The following is a 22,567-nucleotide window of genomic DNA, read 5'->3' as shown; positions in this document are numbered from 1 at the left end:
ATCGAGGTGTCCGGCAGGGCGGGCCGGAGATCTTGGCCCACCCCGCGGAAGAGGTCGCTGCCGGACGGCGGCCGAGGGTACGTATCCAGGGCGGCGTCGTTCTGTCCTGCTGCCGTTGGCTCCGAAGAGCTGGGCGAGCAGTTCTCGGGTGCCGAGTTTGCGCAGGTAGAGCACGGCGGCCATCGTCGAACAGATCACCGACCGCCCGCGCACCCATCGCGCAGCGTCCCAGGAGCCGACCGCACAGTCCCACCGCAAGCCGAGACGTGCCGTGCCGGTTCCAGTCAGCGCCTGGATCTTGCTGAAGCCCAACGTGCGCACCACGAACGCCGAGTGGGCCCTGCCCGAACCGCTGCTGCCGCCCTCCGCGGCCGCGCGTGCCTGCTCGAGCGTTCGGTGAGGTCCTCGCACACTTTTTGAGTCGGGTCACGGCCCGGTGGGCTGCGCGGGTTCCGTGTCCGGCAGGACGATACGACCATGACGTACGACACCGGCTTGGAATCGCCTTCCGGCGTGGGATCGAAGCAGCACAGGTTGTTCTGGTTCGAACTTCTGGAGTGCGCCCGGCGCGGTCACCGCGTAGTCGGCACGGACGCGGCGCGGGTGCGCAGCGAGGACGGGCTCCTGGTCAAGGACTTCGGGGACGGGCTTCGCTGGCACCGCTGCCTGCGCTGTGACTCCTGGCTTCCGCTGCGCTCCGCGGCACAGCCGGAGCGGGAGTTCCCACCCGGGCGCGAGGAGGTGGAGATCCCCCTGCGCGGCAAACCGCTGCGCGACCGGTACGTACTGCGGCTGATCGCGCTTGATCGTCTCCTGCACTTCCTGGTGCTCGGCGTACTGTCGGTCGGCGTTCTTGCCTTCGCGCACGAACGACGGCGGCTCAGCGGTGCCTTCTACCGGACGATGGACCTGCTGCAGAACGGCATCGGTGGACCCACCGGCAGATCCGGGCACGGGCTGCTGGGCGAGTTGAGCAAGGCTTTCGCGGCCCGGTCCTCGACGCTGTGGGCCGTGGGGCTGGTCCTCGGCGCCTATGCGGTACTCGAAGGTGTCGAGGCGGTCGGACTGTGGCTGACCAGACGTTGGGCGGAGTATCTGACGTTCGTGGCCACCACCGTGTTGCTCGCCCCCGAGATCTACGAGCTGGCCGAGGGGCGCATCACACCGACCAAGGTCCTCACCCTGATCATCAACCTGGCGATCAGCGTCTACCTCCTCTTCGCCAAGCGTCTTTTCGGCCTGCGCGGCGGTGGAAAAGCGGAAGCAGCCGAAAGGGAGCGCGACACCGGCTGGAGCGCCCTGGAACGTGTACTGCCAGGACCATCACGGTGACGTGCTGCGCCCGTCCACTCAGGCGCGGCCGGGCTGCGGGGGAAGAGCCGACCCTGCGCGAGACCCGCCTCCGGGCACGGCGCGCGGACGGGAGGCGCGCCGCCGGTCTCGGAGGCGTGGCCGACGGTGGCCTGCCCGACACTGCCGTACCTGTCAGAACTGACGGCAGGGCCGACTGGTCCGACGCCGGCCCTTGACCACGCCCACGGGGCGACGTTCCACGTCTGCCTCGCGCCCCGTCCCGCGGAGAACACTGCGCCTGCCGAGAATGTCATCCATGCAGCTCAGGGGCCTGTTCGATGCTGAGGCAGGATGAGCACTCGTGTTGCTTCGTCTCGCCTACCTGACCATCACCAACGCGTTCGCCGCGCTGCGGCTGCTACCGATGAGCGACCGCGACAAGGACGCAGAGATTCTCGCCCTGCGCCACCAGATCATGGTCCTCGAACGGCAGCTCTGGGAGGAGCGGGTGAAGTTCGCCCCGGAAGACCGAGCCTTCCCCGCCGCTCTGCTGGTGCCGCTGCCGCGCCAGGTTCTGCGTCGGCTCCGGTTGCTGGTCCAGCCCGACACCGTACTGCGATGGCACCGCGACCTGATCAAGCAGCGCCACGCCCGCACCCGTCGCCCCAGGAAGCCGGGCCGCCCGCCCACCGTTCACTCGATCCGTATCCTGATCCTGCACCTGGTCCGGGAGAACCCGTCGTGGGGCTACCGCAGGGTGCACGGCGAACTCGCCACCCTCGGCATCAGCATCGCCGCCTCCACCGTCTGGGAGATCCTCAAGACCCAGGGCATCGACCCGGCACCCAACCGGGCCGCCACGACCTGGGCCGACTTCCTGCACTCCCAGGCCGACGCACTCCTGGCCTGCGACTTCATCGAGACCGTCACGCTGACCGGCCGAAGCCAGTACATCCTCGCGGTCATCGAGCGTTGCGGGTGCCGGTAAATCATCCGCCCAGGTGGAAGCCTTGATCGACTGACCTCTCAGGCCCGCGCTCGCCGACAACTCCGATGCCTGCACGTGGACAGACGCGGACGGCATCATGATCTATCGTGCTGCTGCGCCTGGCCTACCTCGCTGCGACCAACACCCTGTCGCTCCTGCGCCTGCTGCCGATGAGCGACAGGGACAAAGACATCGAGATCCTTGCCCTGCGGCACCAACTGCTCGTACTGCAACGCCAGGTCGGCAAGCCAACGTTCACAGACACCGACCGCGCCGTCCTCGCCGGCCTGCTCCACCATCCGCCGAGGCAGAAGCTGCGCCAGCTCCAGCTGCTGGTCCGCCCGGACACAATCATGCGGTGGCATCGCAACCTGCTCAAGCGACAACACGCCGCCACCTGCGTGCCAAAGCGGCGCGGACGCCCAGCCACGGTCCGCTCCATCCGCGCCCTGGTCCTACGCCTGGCTCACGAGAATTCCTCCTGGGGCTATCGCCGGATCCACGGCGAGCTCGCGGCGCTGGGCATCAAGGTCGCCGCCTCCACCGTCTGGGAGATCCTCCGCGAGCACGGCATCCCACCCGCGCCCGAACGGCAGACACGACCTGGGCCCACTTCCCGCGCAACCAGGCCGACGCGCTGCTCGCCTGCGACTTCTTCGAGACCCGCACCCTGACCGGGGCGCGTCTGTACGTCTTCGCCGTCATCGAGCACTCCACCCGGCGCATCCGGATCCTGGGCGCCACCGCTCACCCGCACCCCCCGCGGACTGGGTCGTACAGCTCGGACGCAATCTCCTCATGGACCTCGAGGACGCGGGCAGCCAGGCCCGATTCCTGATCCGCGACCGCGACGCGAAGTTCACAGGCCTTCGACGCCCTGCTGGCCGACGCCGGACTGAGAGTCGTCACCACCGGCATACAAATACCCCGAATGAACTCCATCATGGAGCGCTGGATACAGACCTGCCGCAGCGAGCTCCTGAACCGCAACCTGATCTGGAACCAGAGCCACCTCCTACATGTGCTCCGCGAGTTCGAGACCTTCTACAACTGGCATCGGCCGCACCGAGCCCTGAACCACGCCGCACCACTCCGACCGCTACCCAAACCAATCAGCGTGCCAGCACAGATCAGGTACCTGGAAGTCCGCCGACGAGACCGACTCAGCGGAACCCTTCATGAGTACCGACGTACCGCTTGACCAGGCCGGATGATTTATCGGCACCCACAGAGTCGACGGCTGACGATACGGTCGTGGTCGCTCAAGGGAAGCTCAGGGTGCGTGATACGCCGAGGGGCCTCAGCCTCGCCTCATGACCCGCGGTTCCGGCGGTGACTCCCGCACACTCAAGCCGGTCTCCACGGCTCCGACAGCGAGCGCGGCAGAAGACCTCGGGCGCCAAGCAACTGCGCGACTCCTTCACCCGCCGCTCCGGCCGCCTCCTGCCGGGCGTTGGCTGTGGTGACCCGGATGGTGCCGCGGGTGGTCTCGGCTTTGGCCGATTCTCACCCTCCGCTGAACTTCGCCTTTCATACCGCGGTTACCTTCCCAGGAGAGTCAAAGTCAGCTTTTCAGTCAGGAGACCGGTGCGGTGAAGCGACGCAACATAGGCGGCAGGTTCTACGCCCCGCTGGCCAGCGTGCTCCTGGCCGTCTCCGTAGGCGGCTGCGGCATGAGCGGTGGCAACGCAACCGGCCCGGCGACCACCTCGTCGGCGTCCGCCACCGTCGGCGGCACGCCCGGGACCGCGTCGCACGTCACGGCCGAGCCTGCCGCCTGGCACAAGTGGGGCCTGACACCGCTGCCCGCGGCTCCCCAGCCCCCGGCGGACAAACCCATCAAGCTGTCCGCGACCGGCCCAGTCCCGGTCTTCACGCACGTACCGACATCCCAGAAGGTCGTCTTCATCACCATCGACGACGGTCTGCAAAAGGACCCCAAGTTCATCGAGATGATGCGGGACCTGAAGATCCCGATCACGATGTTCCTGATGAACGACGCCATCAAGTCGGACTACGGGTACTTCAAGCCACTGCAGGCGATGGGCAACCACATACAGAACCACACCCTGCACCATCCCGCGATGAACACCATCCCGCTGGTTCGCCAGAAGCAAGAGGTGTGCGGCGACCAGAAGATCCTCACCCAGCAGTTCGGCACCGCCCCGTTCCTCTTCCGGCCGCCCTACGGGGCGTACAACAACAACACCAAGATCGCGGTGGGAGATTGCGGGCCGCGAGCGATCGTCTGGTGGCGCGAGTCCATGCAGATACGCAATATGCAGTACCAAGAGCCAGGCAGGAAGCTGCGTCCCGGCGACATCATCCTCGCCCATTTCCGCGGCCCTGCGGAGCTCAAGGGCGCCACCATGACGGAGATGTTCGCGAATCTGCTCAAGCGCATCCGGGAACAGGGCTTCGCGGTGGCCCGCCTGGAGGACTACATCCAGCCGCCAGCCGGACACTGAACCGACCAGGAATCAGTGTGCTGCGCAGCCGTTGCACTCTTTCGGCATCGGGGCGCGGGCCGCGCAGTATGCGCCGCGGCCGGCCGTTGGTGGTCGAGGACGACGGATCGTCCAGGCACTTGCCGGACGCCGGATTGACCAGCGAGCCGTTCGCACCGGCCTTCCGCTGCTGACCGGCGCGGACGCTTTCGGCGCTGTGGTCGCCGGGCAGATGCAGGAGCATGACGTAGCGGGTGGCACGCTCGACCAGGGTGCCGATGGCCGATCTGGGCGGTGGCTTGTGACAGGAGCCTCCCGGTGAAGCACCTCCCGTTTTCCCGGCCCGCGTCGATAGCACCTTGCACATCAGGGTGACACTGTGACCACCGGGGTTGCTCTCGGTGGCCTTCTCCGCGTCGATGAACGCGTAGCGCACGGCTACTTCGTCGACTCCCTCGCGAAGAAGGCCGCGGCTTTTTTCAGGACCTCGATGGTCTGCTGCTGTTCCCGGTTCTCCCGTCGCAGGCGGCGCAGTTCTTCTTTCTCGTCGCTGGTCAGCGCGCCCGTCGGGCCCTGACCCCGGTCGGCCTTGTCCTGGTTCACCCAGTTCCGCAGCCCCTCCGGGCTCACGCCGATCTCCCGGGCAACCTCGGTCACCGTCTTACCCGACGAATGGACCAGCGCGACCGCGTCCCGCTTGAACTCGGCCGTGTACCGCTTGCTCATGTTGTTCTTCTTGCTCACTACCTGGAACTGCTTCCTCCGGGACCGACCGTCCCAGTATCAGGCTGTCCAGCCCCAAGGGGGAACTTCAGGCCGGACCTGATCCCACTCCGCGTCCGTCATGTCCGACGGATACCGCCGAACACGTTCCGGGTGATCGGCTGCGTTTCCGAACCGGTGGGCGACACAATCACACGACGGAGACGCCGAGTTGAACTCCACCGGCGCGAGCACGTACAACTGCGGCAACAGGGTCTCCTGGATCTCGGTTGGCTTCGCAACCCCGAGCTACCAAGAGGCCCTGCCTTCATGCCCCGGCCGGCGGCAACCACCCGATCGAGACTCCCGTTCGGCGAACACCCCTCAAGATCGGAACGACAACAGCCACTTACGCCGCCGGCCACGGTCAGGATGGTGAACGGAGCCTCTGCCATCGGCACGCTCGTCGAACGCTCCACCCGCTACGTGATGCTCCTCCACCTGCCAGGCGGCCGCGGCACCGAGCTGGTCCGCGACGCCCTAGTGGAAGCCGTGACGACTCTGCCTACCCATCTCACGCGATCCCTGACCTGGGACCAGGGCAGCGAGATGGGACGGCACCACGAGTTCACCATCGCCACGGACGTTCCTGTCTACTTCTGCGATCCGGCCAGCCCCTGGCAGCGCGGTTCGAACGAGAACACGACCGGCCGGCTCAGGCAGTACTTCCCCAAGGGCACCGACCTGTCCGTCCACACCCGCGAACACCTGAACACCGTCGCTGCCGAACTGAACAGCAGGCCCCGCAAGACGCTCGGCTGGGAAACGCCGGCCGAGCGCCTGTCTACACTGCTCAAGGCCCAGTAGAGCCAGTTGTCGGCATTCCGTCGACACACGGCAGAACCGCGGCAGGGGGAGCGGTGAAAGTACCCGCGGAGTTGGTCGGCACTCGTGTAACACGCACGGCCTTCGACCACCAGGTTCGAATCAGCTTCACCGATCAGGCCCCAGACGGCCGCATCCGCGTCGATAGTGAGCTCGTCATCGAGACACCATTCACCCTCACAGACGCCCCGGGTCATCAGGCCCTTCTGAAGCCAGCCACCGGACCGTCCTTGGCGCCGCTACTCGGCTTGTTCGCCCGGGTCGTCACCGAAGCCGAGGTCACCGGGCAAGGCACCCTGTCCCTCGGCTTCGATGACGGCACCCGGCCCAGCGTCGAGCCAGACCCCGACTACGAGTCGTGGAACCTCACCGGCTCGGGTATCGATCCCGTCCTGGTAGGCCCAGGCGGAGAAACCGACTGGCGAGACTGATCACCGCCGCAACCGACACCGTCGCGGGACTCAACCTGTGTTGCGACGACCGCTGGAATCCGCCGGCCATGAGCCTGGGGGTTTCTTCGGCGTCTTCTTCATCGTCGCACCCGTACGCTCCACGCCGCTGGGTCCGGCCGGCTGGTCGGTGTCGAGCGCGACGGCGACCTCGAGCGATGTGCGGCGACCCGCGTACGGGCCGTGCGGGCGCGGCGCGCGGTGCGAGCGTGCCCGCGACGACACGGGCACTCGAGTCGGGTAGTCGCTGTCAGATGTCGCCGCGCGTCAGGCGGGCGCCACGGGCGCGTCCCAGTCGATCCGGTACCGGTGCGTCCAGCCGAACATCTTCTCCGGCTTCAGGAACGTCCGCGTCGCCAGCGGCATCAGCAAGGTCATGATCTTCGTCGCAACCGGCCCCATCGACTTCTGGCTGTTGGTCTTCGCGGCCTGGGCTGCGACTTTCTCCACCCTCCCCCGCCTCAGCCGCTCGTACGTCGCGAACGCCGCGCCCACGTCGGGGATGTCCCGCAGACACCGGGCCAGTTGCACCGCGCTCTCCACCGCGAGGGACGCGCCCTGTCCGGAGCTGGAGGACGGCGCGTGGGCCGCGTCGCCGACCAGGACCATCCGGCCGCGGTGCCACTTCGGCACCGAAGGCAGGATCTCCAGCCCTCCGAACGTGAGGAGTTCGTCGTCGCCGGTGCCCCGGAGCAGGTCACGGCCGGGCACGTCCTCGGCGTACTTCTCCCGCAGGATCCGCATCCACGCGGCCGGCGGCGTCGCACGGGCCTGCTCCGCACTGAGCGGCTCGTCGTAGGGCAGGTTGCCGAACCAGGCGGTGCCTCCACCGGGCACCGGCCAGTAGCCGAGAAACGCGTGCCCGCCGAAGGCGAAGTACATGGTGTCCGGCCGCGCCTGTGGGACCTCCGCCTTCGAATGCGCGCCGAAACCGAGCAGGCCGGTGTACCGGGGCCCGGGCGCTGCCGGGTCGATCAGTTGCCGGACCGTCGACCGGATGCCGTCCGCGCCGACCAGCACGTCCGCGGTCACCCGGGTCCCATCGGTGAACTCGGCGGTGACGCCCGCCGGAGTCTCCTCGGCTCCGGCCAGGCGCTTGCCGTACACGGTCCGTACGCCCATCGCGGCGGCCCGCTCGCGTACCGCCCTGTACAGGTCGGCGCGCCACATCACCTGGCTGGGCGGCAGGCCCGTCAGCCCGCCGAACTCACCCATCCGCCGGCCCCGTCCGTCGGTCATGACCATGCGATGGACCGGCTGACCGGCCAAGCCCTGGTCCACACCGACGACTTCCAGGGCGCTGAGCCCGTTGGGTGCGACCATCAGCATGCCGCCGAGGCCGTCCGCCGTGTTCTCGTAAGCCTCGTAGACGGTCGCCTCGATGCCCGCCCTGCGCAGTGCGAGGGCCGTCACCGGTCCGGCTATGCCGCCTCCTATGACGGCCGCCGTCTTGATCGCAGTCATGCGTCTGCCCCTTCCCCGTCCTGATCGGATGTTCAGTGGCCGTGCGAGCGTGCCGGGTCGTCGACGGTCGGGTGACCGCCCGTGCTGTAGGCGAGGCGCAGGTCCTGAAGGTAGGCGCGGGAGCACATGGCGCTGAGGACCGCGATGCCGCCGCGGTGCACGCGGACCTCGCTGTCGGCTGCGACACCGGTCAGACGGATCTGGCGGGCCCCGGCGAGGGCCGGTTCCCCGGCGGTCCGGCCCTGCGCGTCCTTGACCTTGCCGCGGGCGGTCCAACGCAGGTCCCAGTGCTCGACCACGGCGTCTTCCGGCACCAGCAGTTTGACCGTGGCGAGTTGGAGTTCCAGGCGCAGCTCGATGTCGTCGGGCAGGTCCGGGGAGCGCAGGTCGAGCACGGCCAGGCCTCGGCGGGCGCGCACCTGGATGTGTCCGGCGCGGGTCCAGTTGCCCAGCCGCTTGGTGGTGGCGTGGTCGGCGTGGACGCGCTCGGTGGCGGCGGGCGTCTCAGTGCTGGTGGTGGTCATTTTCGTGGTCTCCGTCCGATCGTGGGCCCCGCTCATCCCTGAATGGATAGTTGCATTGAGACTAGTCTCAAGTCAACTAGTTTCAGCGTGGGTAATATGCACGCATGAGCACCGCGCCCCGCAGCTCCCCGCTGGCCCTGACCGTGCTGGCCCTGTTGCACTTCCAGCCGCTGCACCCGTACGGCATCCAGCGACTGATCAAGCAGTGGGGGAAGGACGAGGTCGTCAACGTCGGCCAGCGCGCGAGCCTCTACCGGACGATCGACCGGCTGCTCGCGACGGGTCTGGTCACGGTCCGGGAGACCGGCCGCGACCAGCAGTACCCCGAGCGGACGGTGTACGAGCTGACCGACGCGGGGCGCTCGACCATGCGCGTCTGGCTGGGCGAGATGCTGGCCACACCGAAGCAGGAGTTCCCCCAGTTCCCCGCCGCGCTGTCCTTCGTCCTCATGCTCGCCCCCGAGGAGGCCCTCGATGTGCTGGAACAGCGCGCCGCGGCCCTCGTGCGGACCCTTGACGCGCACGACAAGTCCTTGACGGAGCAGGCGAAGGTCCATGGTCTGCCGCGGGTGACCAGGCTCGAGGAGGAGTATCTGCGCGCGATGACCGCCGCAGAACTGGACTGGATCCGAGCCGTCACAGACGATCTTCGCAGCGGTCGGCTCAGCTGGACTCTCGAAGAGCTGATCGGTTTCGCTCAGAGCACGGGACAGCAGGCCCTGGTCGGCCAAACGCCCACGGAGTCGGACCACGGCCTGGAGTGAACGCGCCGCACATCACAGAGGATCAGCAGGTCACGGGCCAGATGTTTCCGCATTTCCCGCAAGACTCCCCCTCTCCGCCAAGTCGGCAAGCGCCGGCGGCGAGCCTGCGCCCAGCCGCGTACACAGGGGCGCCAGGCATCGAATGACCCTGTGGGGCTCGTAAAGTCATCGCCGCAGGTGGGACGGTAGAGCGGTCCCGGCTGGGACCATGTCCGCCGTGATCCTCTCGATGCTGTACAAGGTAGCCCGCAAGCTGCTGTCCGTCCCCGCGATACTGCTGCGCCGCGACACCTCGAAGGACGCCGAGCTGCTTGCCCTCCGCCACGAGAATGCGGTGCTACGGCGTCAGATCGCCGGCCCGGTCCGCTACGAGCCCGCCGACCGGCTCTGGCTGGCCGCACTCTCCAGCCTGATACCCCGGCGCCGCTGGCGCGAGGTCTTCGCGGTCACTCCCGGTACCCTGCTGGCCTGACACCGCAGGCTCATCGCCGCGAAGTGGGACTACAGCGCCCGACGCGGCCGCACCGGACGCCCGCCCACCAGGGCAGCGCTCAAAAAGCTGATCCTGCAGCTCGCTCGAGAGAATGCGAGGTGGGGACACAGGCGGATCCAGGGCGAACTGGCCCGACTCGGGCACCCCATCGCAGCCTCCACGGTATGGGAGATCCTCCACGCAGCGGGCATCGATCCAGCCCCGCGCCGTACCGGGCCAACCTGGCGGGAGTTCCTCACCAACCAGGCACAGGGCATCAACTGTCGCAGGTGGGGGCCGGGGCACGCTCACCGCCTATCAACTCATGGTCATCGGCAACGCGGTCGCCTTTGTGGTCTCCGCGGCGATCCTGGTCCTCCTGCCACCCGTCGCGCCCGTCCCCACCGCCGGCGGTCCTCGCTGGATTGCCCTGCGGGACCGTCCCTACCTGCTGCTGACCGCCCTCGACGGCATCATGGCCATCCAGTTCAAGGTGCTCACCGTGGCCATCCCGCTCTGGATCGTCGGTGCCACCGCCGCCCCGCACTGGCTGATCTCGGCCACCATGCTCACCGGCACCGTCATCGTCGTCGCCTTCCAAGTCCGGGCCAGCCGCAACGTCGATTCCCCCGCCGCCGGCGCACACGCCTACCGCCGGGCAGGCGTGGCCTTCCTGATCGCCTGCTCACTGATCTCGCTGTCCGCGGGCATACCGGCGTGGGCCGCCGCCGCCCTGCTCATCACCGCGGTGGTGATCCACACGGTCGGCGAGCTATGGCACTCCGCCGCAGGCTTCGAGGTCTCCTTCGCTCTCGCCCCGCAGCACGCCACCGGCCAGTACCTGGGCGTGTTCGGCCTCGGCGCCGGCCTCGCCGAAGCCTTCGGACCAGGACTGCTCATCGCACTCTGCATCGCCTGGGGCCGTCCTGGGTGGTATGTCGCGGGTGCCATGTTCGCGCTGACGGGCTTGGCAGCACCACCCGCTGTCCGCTGGGCGCAACGCCACCAGCACGCTCTACAGACGCAATTCGCACCCACAGAAAAGGCGTCAACCGCCTGATCGACCCGAGGCAGCAGCTCAACCCCCGTTCCAACGGAGCCAATTCAAACCGCCTTCCGGGGCCACCTCCCGGCGCCTGATCTTCACGAATCATCCGCGAACTGGGGCCAGTTGGAGTCGCCTCGACGGGGCCGAAAGAAGCCGCCCTAGCCACCGAGCTGGCGGGCCACCTCGGTCACGGTCTTCCCGGACGAGTGCACGAGCGCGACCGCGTCCCGTTTGAACTCCTCCGTGTACCGCCTGCTGCGGTTGCTCTTACTTCCCACCTGGCACTAGTTCCTCTGGAACCTCATGTCCCAGTCTCCAGGTGTCCATGATCAAGGGGAAGGTTCACAGCCACGGTCAACCAGGGTGTCTGACAGGCGCACTCGTGCCTGCTTGAACCGCTCCGGGTCTGATGGAGGCTCCGGACTGTCCCGAGTTGGATCGCCCTGATCGCGCCGGGCTGCGCGGTCTTCGGCAGGCAATTCGTGACGTTGCGGGCCTTACGGCATCAGCTGGGAGCTCGACCTCGCCGCGACCGACGCCACACGCATCCGCGCCTGCACCTGAGCCCAGCACCGGGCACGTCGGACTCACCAGGATATTGGGGAGGCGGAGGGACGCTACGCTGCCCGCCGTGACCGCAGAGACAGCGGCACGGCAGATAACGGATGCGTGGCGTCGGATCGAACGATGGCTCGGCGAACATGCACCGGCCACGTACGCGGCGCTCGGCCCGGGAGCGTCTGACGAACAGATCGCCGCTGTAGAAGCCGCATTGGGGCTCGTTGTTCCGGTCGAGCTGCGGACGCTGTGGGGGCTCGTCTCGGGCGGGAACGTGGATGGCAGTGGACCGTGGCAGGGGAACGCCGCGCTGCTCGGCCTGGACGAGGTGGTGAACCACTACCGCTCGCAGATGGAGGCGCAAGCGGAGTTCGACGCGGGGTACGAGGTGCCGGGGGTGCCCGGTGAGGGCGACGTGATCGTGTGGCAGCCGGGGTGGATTCCGGTGTTCTCGTCCAGCGCGTACGACACGCTGTATGGCACATATCTCGACGCCGGGACGGGACTGCTCTGGCGGTGGACGCGCGAGACGTACGTCCCGCCCGGCCCCGACGACCCACAGGACTCGCTGGTGACGTATCTGGAGGGGCTGGCGGATGCTCTGGAGTATCCCGCCCTCGCCCAGGACAGGCCCGGTCTGCTGGACGGCGCTCTCGTGTGGGAGTCCGCTGCGTACGGGGACGAGGACTGGCGTCCGGTGTGACAGCGAGAGAGCGGGAGAACGCAGGCTGTGCGTTCTCCCTCCCCTTCATACTTGGGTGACGTTATCCGATCTTTTCCCAGTCACACGTGACGACATCCTTTTTGCAGTGGTCGAAACCAGGAGTGTCGACAAAGAAGCCGTCGTTGTCGAGCATGCGCCAGTCAGGAACGGGATAGCCCCGGAAGACCCCACTGTTCTGGTCCGCTGGAAGATTGGCTCGGCCGCACTTTTCGTGAGTGGACAGTCCCCCGGGCTGCTGCCCGACATCTGCCAACATTCCGAAAGCGGTGTTGCCGCCGGACACGGCGTCGGTGTAGAGCTGGGCGCATTGCGACCCGTCCGTCACCTTGTCGGGCGACTGGGGGAACCCTGTAGGGTGCCGAAACTCACGTATCGCTGCTGACCAGGAACTTTGCGAGGGTTGACAGTCCTGACAGGCTCGGACTGCATGGCGTTGCGCATGCTCTACCTGATCTTCATTCGGCTCCTCGGACTGATCCTGCTCCTCTCCTGTGCCGACCGGGCGAGGGACGTAGAGCTGCTCGCGCTGCGCCATGAGAATGCGGTGCTGCGTCGGCAGCTCGGTGTCCGACCGCGGCTGACCTGGCCGGAGCGTGCGGTCCTCGTCGCTCTCGCTCGGCGCCTGCCCGGCAGGCTCCGCCGACACCGCCTGGTCGCCCCCGGCACACTGCTGTCCCGGCACCGACGCCTGATCCGCTGGAAGTGGCGGCAGGAACCCGCACGGACCGGGCGGCCGCCGATATCCGAGCAGGTCACCACTCTGATCCTGCGCCTGGCACGCGAGAACCCGACCTGGGGCTCGACCCGCATCCAGGGCGAACTGCGTCGGCTCGGGTACCGGGTCGGTGCCTCCACCGTCCGCCGTATCCTGCGTTCCGCCGGACTCGGGCCAGCACCCCGAGGTGGCCCCAACACCGGCCTACCTGGCGCAAGTTCCTGCGCGCCCAGGCCTCCGGCCTACTCGCAGCCGACTTCTTCCACGTCGATACCGCGGGCTTGACCAGGCTCTACGCCTCCGCCGTCATGGAGGTCGGCACCCGCACCGTGCACATCCTCGGCGTGACCGCCCACCCAACAGCGGCCTGGGCCACCCAGCTCGCCAGAAACCTCCTGGCCGATCTCGGCGATCGGGTCTCCGGCTTCCGTTACCTGCTGCGCGACCGGGACAGCCGTTACACCCAGACCTTCGATGCCGTGTTCACCAGCGAGAACATCGAGATTCTCAAGACCGCACCGCAGGCGCCGAGGATGAACGCCCACGTCGAGCGGTTCATCCGCAGTGTCCGCGCCGAGTGCACCGACCGGATCCTGATCTACAACGAGCAACACGGCCGACGCGTCCTCGCCGAGCACGCGGCGCACCACAACACGGTAAGGCCGCACCGGGCACTGGATCTCCGGGCGCCTTGCGACGACCCGGACGTCATACCGTTCCCGGCCCAGCGCATCCAGCGCCACGACATCCTCGGCGGACTGATTCGCGAGTACCGCGACACAGCCTGAAAAAGATCCCGGCTACGCGGGCGAACGCCCAGCTCACAAGGCGTACGGCACTATTGGCACCCCACACGCACCAGGGCCTCGCGAACGCCCGCCCTCTGCGTCCCTTGCCCGAACCAATCGACGATCCAGAACGGATCGCACACCTCGACATACGACGACGCGCGCGGCTCGGCGGCACCCTGCACGAGTACGCGCATGCGGCTTGACCAGCATGGATGAGGTATTCGGCAAGAGCAACCCTGACAGGGCCCAGCCGCTTCTTGCGTACTGGGCGATGTCGATGTCCGTCGACAGAGAAGTCAGTCCCGCCGAAGAGCGCTGACCTGGGCGTACAACTTCATCGGCAGAGCGGTCGCATAGCACCTGCCTTCAGCCCAGGTTCCACAGCGCATACACCGCGACGAGCAGGATAAGTCCCGCACCTGCCATGACAGCGCCCAGGAACCGCAGATACCCGACAGACGCGAAAAGGTTCGGAGAGGCGCCGAGACGACCCATCGCCCACGTCTTCTGGTTCCTGCGGTGAATCCGTTCGGATCTGCGCGTGGTGATCCCCCGCACATCGAACGCCCAACTCATTCCGCACCACAGGAAAACCATGCCTCCCACGGCGAAGACGATGTCGATCACCGGGGACGGTCCATGTGCCCCAGCGGCGAGGGGCTGCATTTTCTTGGCGTTCCTTTCGTCGTTCCGCGCCTCGGTCGGTCTACTGCCGGCCGCACGGGTCAGCTTGTGGCTCGTCTGGGCGACCGGGCGAGAACTATCCGCGTAGTACCCCAGGCGCCGGCCAAGCCGCCCGGAGGGTCCGGGCGCAACGCAGAGAGGACGAGGCGAGCTGGCATGCTGGTGTCCGAGGTGTAGGCCATCGTCCACATCAGGACGTGCTGGCAGCACATGCAGCCCCTCGAACATACCGCGCCAGTCGTTGAGCGTGGTGCCGTGGACACGGACGTCGCGCAGAGCTCCGTCGACGACGAGGTCTTCCGGTCAATACATCCACAGACCTCGGACCGACTGCCCGTTCACCATTGCGCAAATGGCTCCCTTGCCGCGATGTCCGGGCAAGCCCGGTCGAGTGCGCGCCGGAAGTCATGGGCCAGCGCCGCCAGCATGCCCTCGACGTCCGAAAGGGAGGCTGTTTCGATCGCCGGGTCGGGAATCCAGTCGGTCTGCGTTGTACAGGTCATGGTGATCTGTTCGCCGGCCGGGTCGAACGTGATGACACGTTCGACCCCCTGTCCGTAGAAGTCGATCTGCGCACGTTCCATCCGGCGTAGGGATGTCCTTACCTGCGGGAGTTGCTCGATGACCGCTGACAGGTCGTAGGAGACGTCCACGGGCCATGGATCCTGACCGAACCCAGCTACATGGAAGCGGCAGTCGGTCTCGCCCAGGAGTTCACAGGCATCCATGACCAGAGACTCGTAGTCCTCGGCGAGGTCGAGGTCATGTGTCACCGGGGTTTCGGACGTGGGCGGAGACACTGTCATACGGAATTGCACGGAGCTGCTCACTTCTTCAGGATCGGGAACGCCGTCTTGTAGGAACCATCAGGTTTGGGGACCAGCCTCGCGTAGTTAGCCTCGACGATTTCACCGTCCGGCATGATGACCTGCCCCATTCCCGGCGGCAGTTCCACCTCGCGCACCCCGCCGTTGGGGTCATGATGGGTTTTCAGGAACTCCAGGGCCTTGTCGTTGTCCAGCCATTGCCCCTGCTGATTCCCCGTGCTGCGTGCGCGGTCGGTGAGGCTCTTGGTGTTCTTCGCGCCCGCACCGTGCTCACTGAAGGTGTGGCCGAAGGTCGGCCGACTACGTGTGTTCCAGTTGAGCTCGTCGGTCGGGATCTTCTTGCACGCGAGCCCGAGAGGGTCGAGCCAGGTGAAGGGGTTCGGGCCGTACGCGTAGGGGTTCGGGTACGGATCGAGACCGAGCGGGTCGGCGGAGACGAAGCCTCCGGTCTCCGGGTCGAAGTACCGGAAGACGTTGTAGTGGAGGCCGGTTTCTGGGTCCGCGTACTGGCCCGGAAAACGGAGCGGGCAATCCACGGAAGACTCGTCGTCCAGTGGCGCGGGGAGCGGCGCACCCCACACCGTAGTCCGGCGTTGCCACGCCAGGTGGCCGTCCGGGGTGACCAGTTCGGTGGGCGTACCCACGACGTCGGTCACAATGGCGTGGAACCGCATCCGCTGCTCGGCCGTGGTTTCTTCGGCTAGCCGGGCTAGGAACGATCTTTGTGCTTCGTGCGCTGTCGGTTTGCGGTCGGTCTGGGCCACAGGGCGGTCGGTGTTCGGAGCGAACTCCCATGTGGAGACCATGCCGGTGGGGCCGGTCTGCTCCGCCAGTCGGGTGTCGTCCCAGGAGAAGTCGGTGCGGTCGCACGCGGATCCGTCCTCGGCTACACGGTGCTTGGAGATCCGGCGTCCGAACGGGTCATAGACGTAGCACCACCGGTCGCCCTCGGGGGTGACCGCCTCGGTCAGCCGGTTCTCCGAGTTCCATGTATAGGACCAGATGCGCTGCTGACCGTTGAGTAGCCTTCGCGTCTTACGGACAAGTCGGCCTTGGGCGTCGTGCTCGTAGACGGTGTGACCGGCACGGCGGATCAGCGTGCCATCGAACTCACGCTCGTCAGAGGCACCAGCTCCCGGTGAATCCGCCCGGACCGTATTGCCCGCCGAGTCGTACGCGTAGGTTTCCGTCCAGCCGTGGGCGCGCACGCCCCTGACCCGGCCCATGGAATCGAGATCGAAGCGACGGGTGCCTGACGTCAACTCGCGGATCTCGGTGATGTGGCCGTCGGCCCGGTATGCGTAGCCACGGTGTTGGAGGAGGCGTCCGGCGCCCGCGGAACTGGAAAGCACGGTCAGCGACTGCTCGGTCAGTCGGCCGGACGCACTCCACCGCTGAAGGAGCGCGACGTCGTCTCCGAGTCTGCGCTCGGTCTCGCGGCCCGCTGTGTCGTACGAGAAGGCCAAGCTGTGGTCCGCCGTGCGAAGCGCGGTGGCTCGGCCTGTGGCGTCGTACGTCCACTCCGAGACCAGACCAGAAGGGGTCGTACGCCGAACCCGACGCCCGAGAGCGTCGTACTCGTAACTGATTCTCCGGCTGTTGACGGTCTCCCCCACGACCCGGCCCAGCGAGTCCCGCTCCAGAGACACTTCGGCGCTGGTGTTGGCAGCGTGCACCAGCTTGCGGTCGGGCCCATAGCTGTATGTGGTGATGTCACCGCTGGCCTCGTCGCGCTGTTCCACCACGCGGCCCGCGGCATCCCGCGTGAAACGAAGGCTCTCCCCGGCTGCGTTCGTGCGGGAGACCAGCCGACCCGCCGCGTCGTGGATGTACGTGAGCGTGCGGCCGTTGAAGTCCGACTCGGCCGTCAGGCGGCCGACTTCGTCGTAGGTGTAGGTCCACGTGAGGCCCTGAGGGTTGGTGACCCCCGTCAGCCGCAGCTCGGTGTCGTACGCAAACGCGTAGCGTGCGCCGTCCGGATCCGTTCGCGTGGCGAGTACGCCGAAGTGCGTCACCGTGTGGTGGGTGAGGTGGCCGGCCGGATCGGTGTGGCTGAGCAGGTTGCCCTCGGCGTCCCAGCTCCACGACTCCCTTGTGCCGTCAGCCAGTTCGCGCCAGGCCGGTCTGCCCTCCGTCGTCCAGCCCAGGCGAGTGGTGTGCCCGAGAGGGTTGGTCACCTCGATCACGCGGCCGAATGCGTCCCGGCGGATCGTCGTCGTGTTACCCAGTTCGTCCGTCAAAGCGATGGGCAGGCCGGCGTCGTCGTACGTTGCCACGCGGGTGTGTCCGAGAGCGTCGGTGATCGCCGTGGGGCGGCCCGCATGGTCGTATGCGTACCGAGTCTCGGCGCCGAGCGGGTCGACCGTCGTCAGCAGGTTGCCTTGCTCGTCGTATGAGTGTCGCCAGACTGCGCGGCCCGGCTCGATCACCTTGGTCGGCAAGCCGAGTGCGTTGTATTCGGCCTGTGCCACCGCGCCGTCGGGCAAGGTAAGTTCGACAAGGTTGCCGACGTCGTCGTAGGCACAACGGGTGATGTGGCCCAAGGCGTCGGTGAATGTCAGTGGCTTGTGGCCATACTCGTCCCACTCTGTCCGGGTGACATGCCCCAGGGGATCCGTCTCCTCCACCACCAGGCCCTCGGCGTTGTACCGGTGGACCGAGACATGACCCTGCGAGTCGGTGTAGGTGGTGGTGCGGGTGGTGTCGTCGTAGGTCAGGGTGCCGGAGAGGATGCCGTCGACGGCCTCGGTACGGACGACCCGGCCGCGATCGTCGTAGACGTAACCGAACCAGGTGCCGTTCCGGTCGGTCCACCGGGTGACACGTCCCTCGGCGTCGTACGTGAAGCGCAGCGGCTGGCCGCTGGAGTTGATGACCTCGGTGAGGTTTCCGGAGGCGTCGTAGCCGTAACGCATCACGACCGTGCCCTCATCGGGCGTGGTGCCCGGGCGGTATCGAAAGGGCGGTTCGTCCAGCAGACGGAGGGCTGTGATGCGTGGGCCCTTGGTGTCGACGGCGACGTAGTACCCGCCCGAGTGACGGATGCCGAACGGGACGCCTTCGTCGTCGCGTTCGACGTCGATGCGGTTGCCGTTGCGGTCGCTCCAGGAGTCCAGCGCAAGGTGGAAGACGCCGAAGGTGGGTGAGGGGACGGGTGCGGCGAAGGTGCGGGTCACGCCCGTCGACGGGTCCGTGACCGTCATCGCGCCGTCCGGCTTGCCATCCCACTCCAACGGCCAACGGGCGCCCTTCACCGGCATCGTCGGCACGCCCGGCTCCGGCACCGGGTACACCAGGCGCATACCGTCAGCCGCCGCGAATACGACGCCCTCGCCGTCGATCTGGAGGCACTCATCGAGGGTGGAGATCCAGGTCGGGCCGAAGCAGACGCCGCCCCGGTGGGAAGAGAGGTGGGTGCGGGTGAACTGAAGAGGCGGACTCCCCGGCAGCGACAGGTCTGTCTGCGTCATCAGCATCGCGCCGGTCGCCACGTCGATCGGCTCACCCACACACGGCATGTCGTCGGCTTTGCGGGCCGCCGGGCCCAGATCGACCAGGTCCGGGCGGAGCGACGGCGGGCGCAGCAGCGTCGGAGTGTCGGCGAGGCCGCCTTCCATGCTCGACGTCAGCAGGCCATCGCCCGCTCCGAACACGCCACCGAAGATCATGCCGTCCTTGGCGGCCTGATTGACCTCGTCCAGGCTGAAGCCGTGCTGCAGACCGGCCATCATCTGCAGCGGCTGGGCCACAGCAGCGTCGATGGTGACCGACTCGACCCCACCGAACGCGACGCCGGCGAAGGCACCTCCGATGATGTCGGCCACCACAGCGGAGACGCCGACGCCTATCGTGGCGCCGAACTCAATGACCGCGTCCGCCGCAGCTGCCGCCGCCCCCGAGGCGATGCCCGCGGTCATGATGGCCAGCGTGATGCCGCCCGCGATCACGACCGCGTCGATCGCTATCCGCGTCCACAGCTTGTTGATCGCGTCGTCGATGGTTCCGGCGAACTTGTCCAAAGCGTAGGCCATGTCCCGCGAGGACTTCGCGAGGTCGCTCAGCCAGCCGCCGTCCTTGCCCTTGGCATAGCGGTCCCAGAACTTGTGGAACGCCTCGATCGACTCACCCGTGTTGTTGTGGATGATCCCGGACGCACTGCGGTTCACCGGGGAACGGACGTCATCCACCGACTCGGCGAACGCACGCCACGCCTTCGCCGCGTCCCGCAGCTTGTCGGGGTCAGCCTCCGGCCACCACAGGCCCATCTTGAGAAGGATGTGCCGGGCCTTGTCCTCAACGCTCACCGGCACCGTCGCTCTGCTTGTCGGTCTTCACTTCCTTGAACATGCCGGCGACGAGCTTGTCGTTGTCCACGTGCCCGTCCGACATGTCCACCATGGCCTCGTGAATACTCGTCAGCCCGAGCACCAGGATGCCCGCCGCGCTCTCGATCGACTTCTGGTGCGGCTTGTAGACGCCGCCGAACTGGTTGCCCTGATCATCGTGACCCCAGGGCTCGCCGAGGCCGTCCAGGGTCTTGATGAGAGTGGTCAGGGCCTTGCTCAGATCGGTGGCGCCCTTCTGGAAGGCCGGTGCCGCCGCCTTGATGTCGGCAGTCTTGATGTCCAACACCTTGCCGGGGACCTTGCCGTCACCCATCGCTGTCGTCTCCCCCCGGTTCGCAACTGCGGCTTCTGACCCTAGGGGAGGCGAGTCAAGGAAAGGTCATATTCAAGGCGTGCGTAGGTAATGTGTCGGCGGTGGCGCCGCCTATCGAGCAATCAACTTCGTCGCCATCGGCGGACCGGGCACCAGCATTCGCCTCGCGGTGGTCATGTTCGACGGCACCGCTCAGCAGGTCAGCGATGCAATGTGCTCCACCATCGCGAGCGTGCTCAGCGCCGCCCTCGCAAGCCGGCTTCTGCAAAGGGCGGCCCGCAGCCTGTGCCAGCGGCCGCTCCGGGTGCGACCACGCGACGACGCGGCTCGTTTTGATCAAGGCGAACGGCCTATACCGGGCGCACCGTGCGCAGGCGCCCATGAGGCGGCAGAAGTCGGCGCCGGTCTCCATGACGGCTCGGTCGAAGGTGAGGCGGTCGACGATGGCCGCGCAAAGGCGGGGGCGGGCCACGAGGTGAAGGGTGCCGCCCGCGCTGCTCATCCTGGATCTCCCTCGACCGCTGTGGCGCAAGCAGGCACGTGCGTGGCGTCTTCTCCACGACTGTGCACAAGTTCGCCGACGCCGGCAAGGACCTGTCGACCCGGAGCAACATCATCGTGCTCGTCGACGAGGCGCACCGCACGCAGTCTTCCAAGGAGAAGTCCCTTGCCGGGCAGATGCGTGCGGCGTTGCCGAGCGCTCGCTTCTTCGGCATGGCTGGCACCCCCATCAGGAACCTTGCCACCGATACCTTCGCCCTCTTCGGTGAAGAGAGCGACCCCGGCAGGGTGCTGCGTGCTGTGACCGGGAAGGTTTGCCGGGAAGCTCGCGGCGTCCGGTGCGGTGCATCGCAAGGCGGAGCATCACCCGCGTACTGGATGTACTCGGGTGATGCGACAACGCGGCGAGGTGCCGTGCCGGGCGTCGCGAGCCGGTGAACCTTCCCGGTCACAGCACTAGGCATCACCATCACCCACGAACACGCAACGAGGACCACAACCATCAGGTCGTGGCCCTCATCCGCGTATCGCTATAGCGAGTGTCCGAGGGGGGACTTGACCGCTGACGATACGGTCGTGGTGGCGCAGGGGCGGCTCCTGTCAGCGGTCACGTAATTCCCGAGGACCTTCATGCTCAGCGTCACGCCTCCGAGGCCGAATAACCCTGGCGAAGGGCCGCCAGGTATCGGTGGACGTGTCCACCGATACCACCTTCTTCTACAGCTTGATAGAGCGAAGGGGCTTCGTTGCGCGCCGGCGCCAGCATGGCTGGTGTTAGAACGTCTGTGACCACCGCCCGCAAGGAAGAGCACGGCAAAGCCTGAATTGGACCACACTGACCGCGACGCGAGGGGGCGATGAGCTCCCTTGGCGAAACGTGATGCGCGGCCGTGCGCGGGTCCCTTCGGTGGGGCTGGCGAGCGGATTTCGCGGGCCCGGCGCCCGCCCCGTGACGGGGTGGGGCGGGCGCCGCGCTCACGCCTCGCGCGGCGGCTGGGATGGCACCGGCCCCTCGCCCGCGTAGGTGTCCCCCAGCGGCGTCGTCGACACGTCCTCCTCGGCGAGCGTCAGGGTGGGCCAGGGCCCGGCGAGGGTGGCGTCGTCCAGCGTGATGCCCAGGTGGTCGAGTACGAGAGCCACCACGGGCGCCATCCCGAGGTCCTCGCCCTGGTGCGCGGCGAGCGCCGCCTCCACCCGGTCCCACCAAGGTGCGGTCGCTTCGGGCCGGGTGTGCTCCATGCCGGGCTCGAAGTTCTCGACGCACTCGCCGTCGCTCCAGTACTGGAAGACGTCGAGGCCATCGGTGGCCAGCACACTGTAGGTCTCGGTGCCCCGGGACAGTTCCGCAAGCGGTTCGTCCCAGGAGCCGATGACGCCGTCCTGCTCGACGCAGAAGGCCCATTCACCGAGTCTCCCGGCCCGCAGCAGGGAGACCGCCCCGTCGCCGGAGTCTCCCGAGGGCAGCTCCGAGGCCGCGTCCTCGTCGAGCAGACGCGCCCGGTCTGGGTCGGCACCGTAGCGGGTGAACACCTCCTCGGGGCTCAGGCCTCGGGTGAAGGTGACGCACATCCAGTCCCTCGCCCAGCGGAACGAACGCTCGTCCGCGCCTGCTTCCATGTCCTGCCTCCGTCGTTACCACCGGCACCGCTCGCCGGTACCGGGTCCCTTGGGATCCCGACCGTGCACGCGGCACGACGGAGAGCCCAACTGATGATGCTTTGTTCAGGCGGTGAACTCGATCCCGGGTGGTATACCCGTCGGATCCTCAGGGGGTGAACTCGATGCGGAAGGGATCATCGTCCACGAGGCGCTGGTACTTGCGCAGGGAGCCAAGGACACCGCCCGCCGAACTGTTGGCGCGCTGGGTGATGTGGAGCCGCAGGCAGGTCTCCGTGCCCGAGGCCGGGCGAGTGGGCCAGGTCGCCGGGGCCGACCACACGCCGCCCACGACCTGCGGCGTCAGCTCAGCGCACAAGTGGGTCTGCCGCACGATCGGGTGACATCTGAACTGGCTTGCCCTGTGGGGCGGGTGGGAAGGATGTCGCTGTGCCCAAGCCTTATCCGGAGGAGTT

21 protein-coding genes and 4 pseudogenes are annotated in these 22,567 nt (G+C 67.4%); 13 read left to right on the top strand and 12 right to left on the bottom strand.

All coding sequences use genetic code 11. The annotated features are described in order from the left end of the window. The first annotated feature begins 477 nt into the window (after window positions 1-477). From AB0A61_RS16050 to AB0A61_RS16035, 4 genes and pseudogenes are all read left to right on the top strand, one after another. A complete protein-coding gene (locus AB0A61_RS16050) occupies window positions 478-1,332 on the top strand; it encodes a DUF2127 domain-containing protein (protein WP_361292030.1) in 855 nt (284 codons plus the stop codon). A gap of 322 nt (window positions 1,333-1,654) precedes the next feature. Beyond that, window positions 1,655-2,263, top strand: a pseudogene (locus AB0A61_RS16045) (hypothetical protein); the annotation flags it as partial. Window positions 2,264-2,388: 125 nt separating this feature from the next. Continuing rightward, window positions 2,389-3,482 (top strand): annotated as a pseudogene (locus AB0A61_RS16040) (integrase core domain-containing protein). A 391-nt stretch (window positions 3,483-3,873) separates the two neighbouring features. Further along, window positions 3,874-4,749 carry a polysaccharide deacetylase family protein gene (locus AB0A61_RS16035; RefSeq protein ID WP_361292028.1) on the top strand — a complete coding sequence of 292 codons (876 nt, stop codon included), beginning with the start codon at window positions 3,874-3,876 and terminating at the stop codon, window positions 4,747-4,749. 417 nt (window positions 4,750-5,166) lie between these two features. Here AB0A61_RS16035 and AB0A61_RS16030 read toward each other — a convergent pair whose 3' ends face one another. Continuing rightward, a complete protein-coding gene (locus AB0A61_RS16030; protein WP_361292026.1) occupies window positions 5,167-5,472 on the bottom strand; it encodes a transposase in 306 nt (101 codons plus the stop codon). 402 nt (window positions 5,473-5,874) lie between these two features. Between AB0A61_RS16030 and AB0A61_RS16025 the strand changes: the two are divergent. Next, window positions 5,875-6,297: pseudogene (locus AB0A61_RS16025) on the top strand (IS30 family transposase); the annotation flags it as partial. Between the two features lie 53 nt (window positions 6,298-6,350). After that, window positions 6,351-6,746, top strand: a complete 396-nt coding sequence (locus tag AB0A61_RS16020) for a DUF6188 family protein (protein ID WP_361292024.1) — start codon at window positions 6,351-6,353, stop codon at window positions 6,744-6,746. Between the two features lie 285 nt (window positions 6,747-7,031). Here AB0A61_RS16020 and AB0A61_RS16015 read toward each other — a convergent pair whose 3' ends face one another. Both AB0A61_RS16015 and AB0A61_RS16010 read right to left on the bottom strand, forming a co-directional pair. Beyond that, complete coding sequence (locus AB0A61_RS16015) at window positions 7,032-8,228, bottom strand: NAD(P)/FAD-dependent oxidoreductase (RefSeq protein ID WP_361292022.1); 1,197 nt, start codon at window positions 8,226-8,228, stop codon at window positions 7,032-7,034. 32 nt (window positions 8,229-8,260) lie between these two features. Next, complete coding sequence (locus AB0A61_RS16010) at window positions 8,261-8,752, bottom strand: hypothetical protein (protein ID WP_361292020.1); 492 nt, start codon at window positions 8,750-8,752, stop codon at window positions 8,261-8,263. Window positions 8,753-8,856: 104 nt separating this feature from the next. Here AB0A61_RS16010 and AB0A61_RS16005 point away from each other — a divergent pair, with 104 nt between their 5' ends. The 3 genes and pseudogenes from AB0A61_RS16005 to AB0A61_RS15995 all read left to right on the top strand — a co-directional run bounded on the left by AB0A61_RS16005 (window position 8,857) and on the right by AB0A61_RS15995 (window position 11,048). Further along, entirely contained in the window at window positions 8,857-9,516 is a 660-nt protein-coding gene (locus AB0A61_RS16005; RefSeq protein WP_361292018.1) for a PadR family transcriptional regulator, read from the top strand. 217 nt (window positions 9,517-9,733) lie between these two features. Further along, window positions 9,734-10,267 (top strand): annotated as a pseudogene (locus AB0A61_RS16000) (integrase); the annotation flags it as partial. Between the two features lie 46 nt (window positions 10,268-10,313). Beyond that, a complete protein-coding gene (locus tag AB0A61_RS15995) occupies window positions 10,314-11,048 on the top strand; it encodes a hypothetical protein (protein WP_361292016.1) in 735 nt (244 codons plus the stop codon). A gap of 146 nt (window positions 11,049-11,194) precedes the next feature. Here AB0A61_RS15995 and AB0A61_RS15990 read toward each other — a convergent pair whose 3' ends face one another. After that, window positions 11,195-11,314: a transposase gene (locus AB0A61_RS15990; RefSeq protein ID WP_361292014.1), complete on the bottom strand. Its 120-nt coding sequence runs from the start codon at window positions 11,312-11,314 to the stop codon at window positions 11,195-11,197. A gap of 353 nt (window positions 11,315-11,667) precedes the next feature. On the opposite strand from AB0A61_RS15990, the gene AB0A61_RS15985 reads away from it, so the two are divergent. Continuing rightward, a complete protein-coding gene (locus AB0A61_RS15985) occupies window positions 11,668-12,297 on the top strand; it encodes an SMI1/KNR4 family protein (protein ID WP_361292012.1) in 630 nt (209 codons plus the stop codon). Window positions 12,298-12,358: 61 nt separating this feature from the next. On the opposite strand, the gene AB0A61_RS15980 is transcribed toward AB0A61_RS15985, so the two are convergent. Then, window positions 12,359-12,601, bottom strand: coding sequence for a hypothetical protein (locus AB0A61_RS15980; protein ID WP_361292010.1), 243 nt, complete (start codon window positions 12,599-12,601; stop codon window positions 12,359-12,361). 144 nt (window positions 12,602-12,745) lie between these two features. Between AB0A61_RS15980 and AB0A61_RS15975 the strand changes: the two genes are divergently transcribed. Both AB0A61_RS15975 and AB0A61_RS15970 read left to right on the top strand, forming a co-directional pair. Then, window positions 12,746-13,318, top strand: a complete 573-nt coding sequence (locus tag AB0A61_RS15975) for a helix-turn-helix domain-containing protein (protein ID WP_361292008.1) — start codon at window positions 12,746-12,748, stop codon at window positions 13,316-13,318. Then, window positions 13,315-13,821 carry an integrase core domain-containing protein gene (locus AB0A61_RS15970; RefSeq protein ID WP_361292006.1) on the top strand — a complete coding sequence of 169 codons (507 nt, stop codon included), beginning with the start codon at window positions 13,315-13,317 and terminating at the stop codon, window positions 13,819-13,821. The genes AB0A61_RS15975 and AB0A61_RS15970 overlap by 4 nt, the downstream gene beginning before the upstream one ends. Before the next feature lie 369 nt (window positions 13,822-14,190). Here AB0A61_RS15970 and AB0A61_RS15965 read toward each other — a convergent pair whose 3' ends face one another. The 5 genes from AB0A61_RS15965 to AB0A61_RS15945 form a co-directional block, all read right to left on the bottom strand. Then, entirely contained in the window at window positions 14,191-14,451 is a 261-nt protein-coding gene (locus tag AB0A61_RS15965) for a hypothetical protein (RefSeq protein ID WP_361292004.1), read from the bottom strand. Between the two features lie 395 nt (window positions 14,452-14,846). Further along, complete coding sequence (locus AB0A61_RS15960) at window positions 14,847-15,338, bottom strand: hypothetical protein (RefSeq protein WP_361292002.1); 492 nt, start codon at window positions 15,336-15,338, stop codon at window positions 14,847-14,849. Then, window positions 15,335-19,645 carry an RHS repeat-associated core domain-containing protein gene (locus AB0A61_RS15955; protein ID WP_361292000.1) on the bottom strand — a complete coding sequence of 1,437 codons (4,311 nt, stop codon included), beginning with the start codon at window positions 19,643-19,645 and terminating at the stop codon, window positions 15,335-15,337. Before AB0A61_RS15955 ends, AB0A61_RS15960 begins: the two co-directional genes overlap by 4 nt. Further along, window positions 19,629-19,994: a hypothetical protein gene (locus tag AB0A61_RS15950; protein ID WP_361291998.1), complete on the bottom strand. Its 366-nt coding sequence runs from the start codon at window positions 19,992-19,994 to the stop codon at window positions 19,629-19,631. Before AB0A61_RS15950 ends, AB0A61_RS15955 begins: the two co-directional genes overlap by 17 nt. A gap of 55 nt (window positions 19,995-20,049) precedes the next feature. Beyond that, entirely contained in the window at window positions 20,050-20,496 is a 447-nt protein-coding gene (locus AB0A61_RS15945) for a hypothetical protein (RefSeq protein ID WP_361291996.1), read from the bottom strand. A 38-nt stretch (window positions 20,497-20,534) separates the two neighbouring features. Between AB0A61_RS15945 and AB0A61_RS15940 the strand changes: the two genes are divergently transcribed. Next, window positions 20,535-20,933: a hypothetical protein gene (locus tag AB0A61_RS15940; protein WP_361291994.1), complete on the top strand. Its 399-nt coding sequence runs from the start codon at window positions 20,535-20,537 to the stop codon at window positions 20,931-20,933. A gap of 537 nt (window positions 20,934-21,470) precedes the next feature. Here the strand turns inward: AB0A61_RS15940 and AB0A61_RS15935 are convergent. Next, a complete protein-coding gene (locus AB0A61_RS15935) occupies window positions 21,471-22,112 on the bottom strand; it encodes a DUF6461 domain-containing protein (RefSeq protein WP_361291992.1) in 642 nt (213 codons plus the stop codon). Between the two features lie 148 nt (window positions 22,113-22,260). Continuing rightward, window positions 22,261-22,485, bottom strand: coding sequence for a hypothetical protein (locus AB0A61_RS15930; protein WP_361291990.1), 225 nt, complete (start codon window positions 22,483-22,485; stop codon window positions 22,261-22,263). Window positions 22,486-22,567 lie beyond the last annotated feature (82 nt).

This window comes from Streptomyces sp. NPDC046197, from assembly GCF_040646295.1.
GTDB lineage: Bacteria > Actinomycetota > Actinomycetes > Streptomycetales > Streptomycetaceae > Streptomyces.
The sequence above is the reverse complement of the archived record's forward strand: the minus strand, read 5'-3'. Positions and strand labels throughout refer to the sequence as shown.

Coding starts and splice junctions, on each gene's coding strand:
- AB0A61_RS16050 (WP_361292030.1), top strand. CDS start 478: ATGACGTACGACACCGGCTTGGAATCGCCTTCCGGCGTGGGATCGAAG.
- AB0A61_RS16015 (WP_361292022.1), bottom strand. CDS start 8,228: ATGACTGCGATCAAGACGGCGGCCGTCATAGGAGGCGGCATAGCCGGA.
- AB0A61_RS16010 (WP_361292020.1), bottom strand. CDS start 8,752: ATGACCACCACCAGCACTGAGACGCCCGCCGCCACCGAGCGCGTCCAC.
- AB0A61_RS16005 (WP_361292018.1), top strand. CDS start 8,857: ATGAGCACCGCGCCCCGCAGCTCCCCGCTGGCCCTGACCGTGCTGGCC.
- AB0A61_RS15995 (WP_361292016.1), top strand. CDS start 10,314: ATGGTCATCGGCAACGCGGTCGCCTTTGTGGTCTCCGCGGCGATCCTG.
- AB0A61_RS15975 (WP_361292008.1), top strand. CDS start 12,746: ATGGCGTTGCGCATGCTCTACCTGATCTTCATTCGGCTCCTCGGACTG.
- AB0A61_RS15950 (WP_361291998.1), bottom strand. CDS start 19,994: ATGGGTGACGGCAAGGTCCCCGGCAAGGTGTTGGACATCAAGACTGCC.
- AB0A61_RS15945 (WP_361291996.1), bottom strand. CDS start 20,496: ATGAGCAGCGCGGGCGGCACCCTTCACCTCGTGGCCCGCCCCCGCCTT.
- AB0A61_RS15935 (WP_361291992.1), bottom strand. CDS start 22,112: ATGGAAGCAGGCGCGGACGAGCGTTCGTTCCGCTGGGCGAGGGACTGG.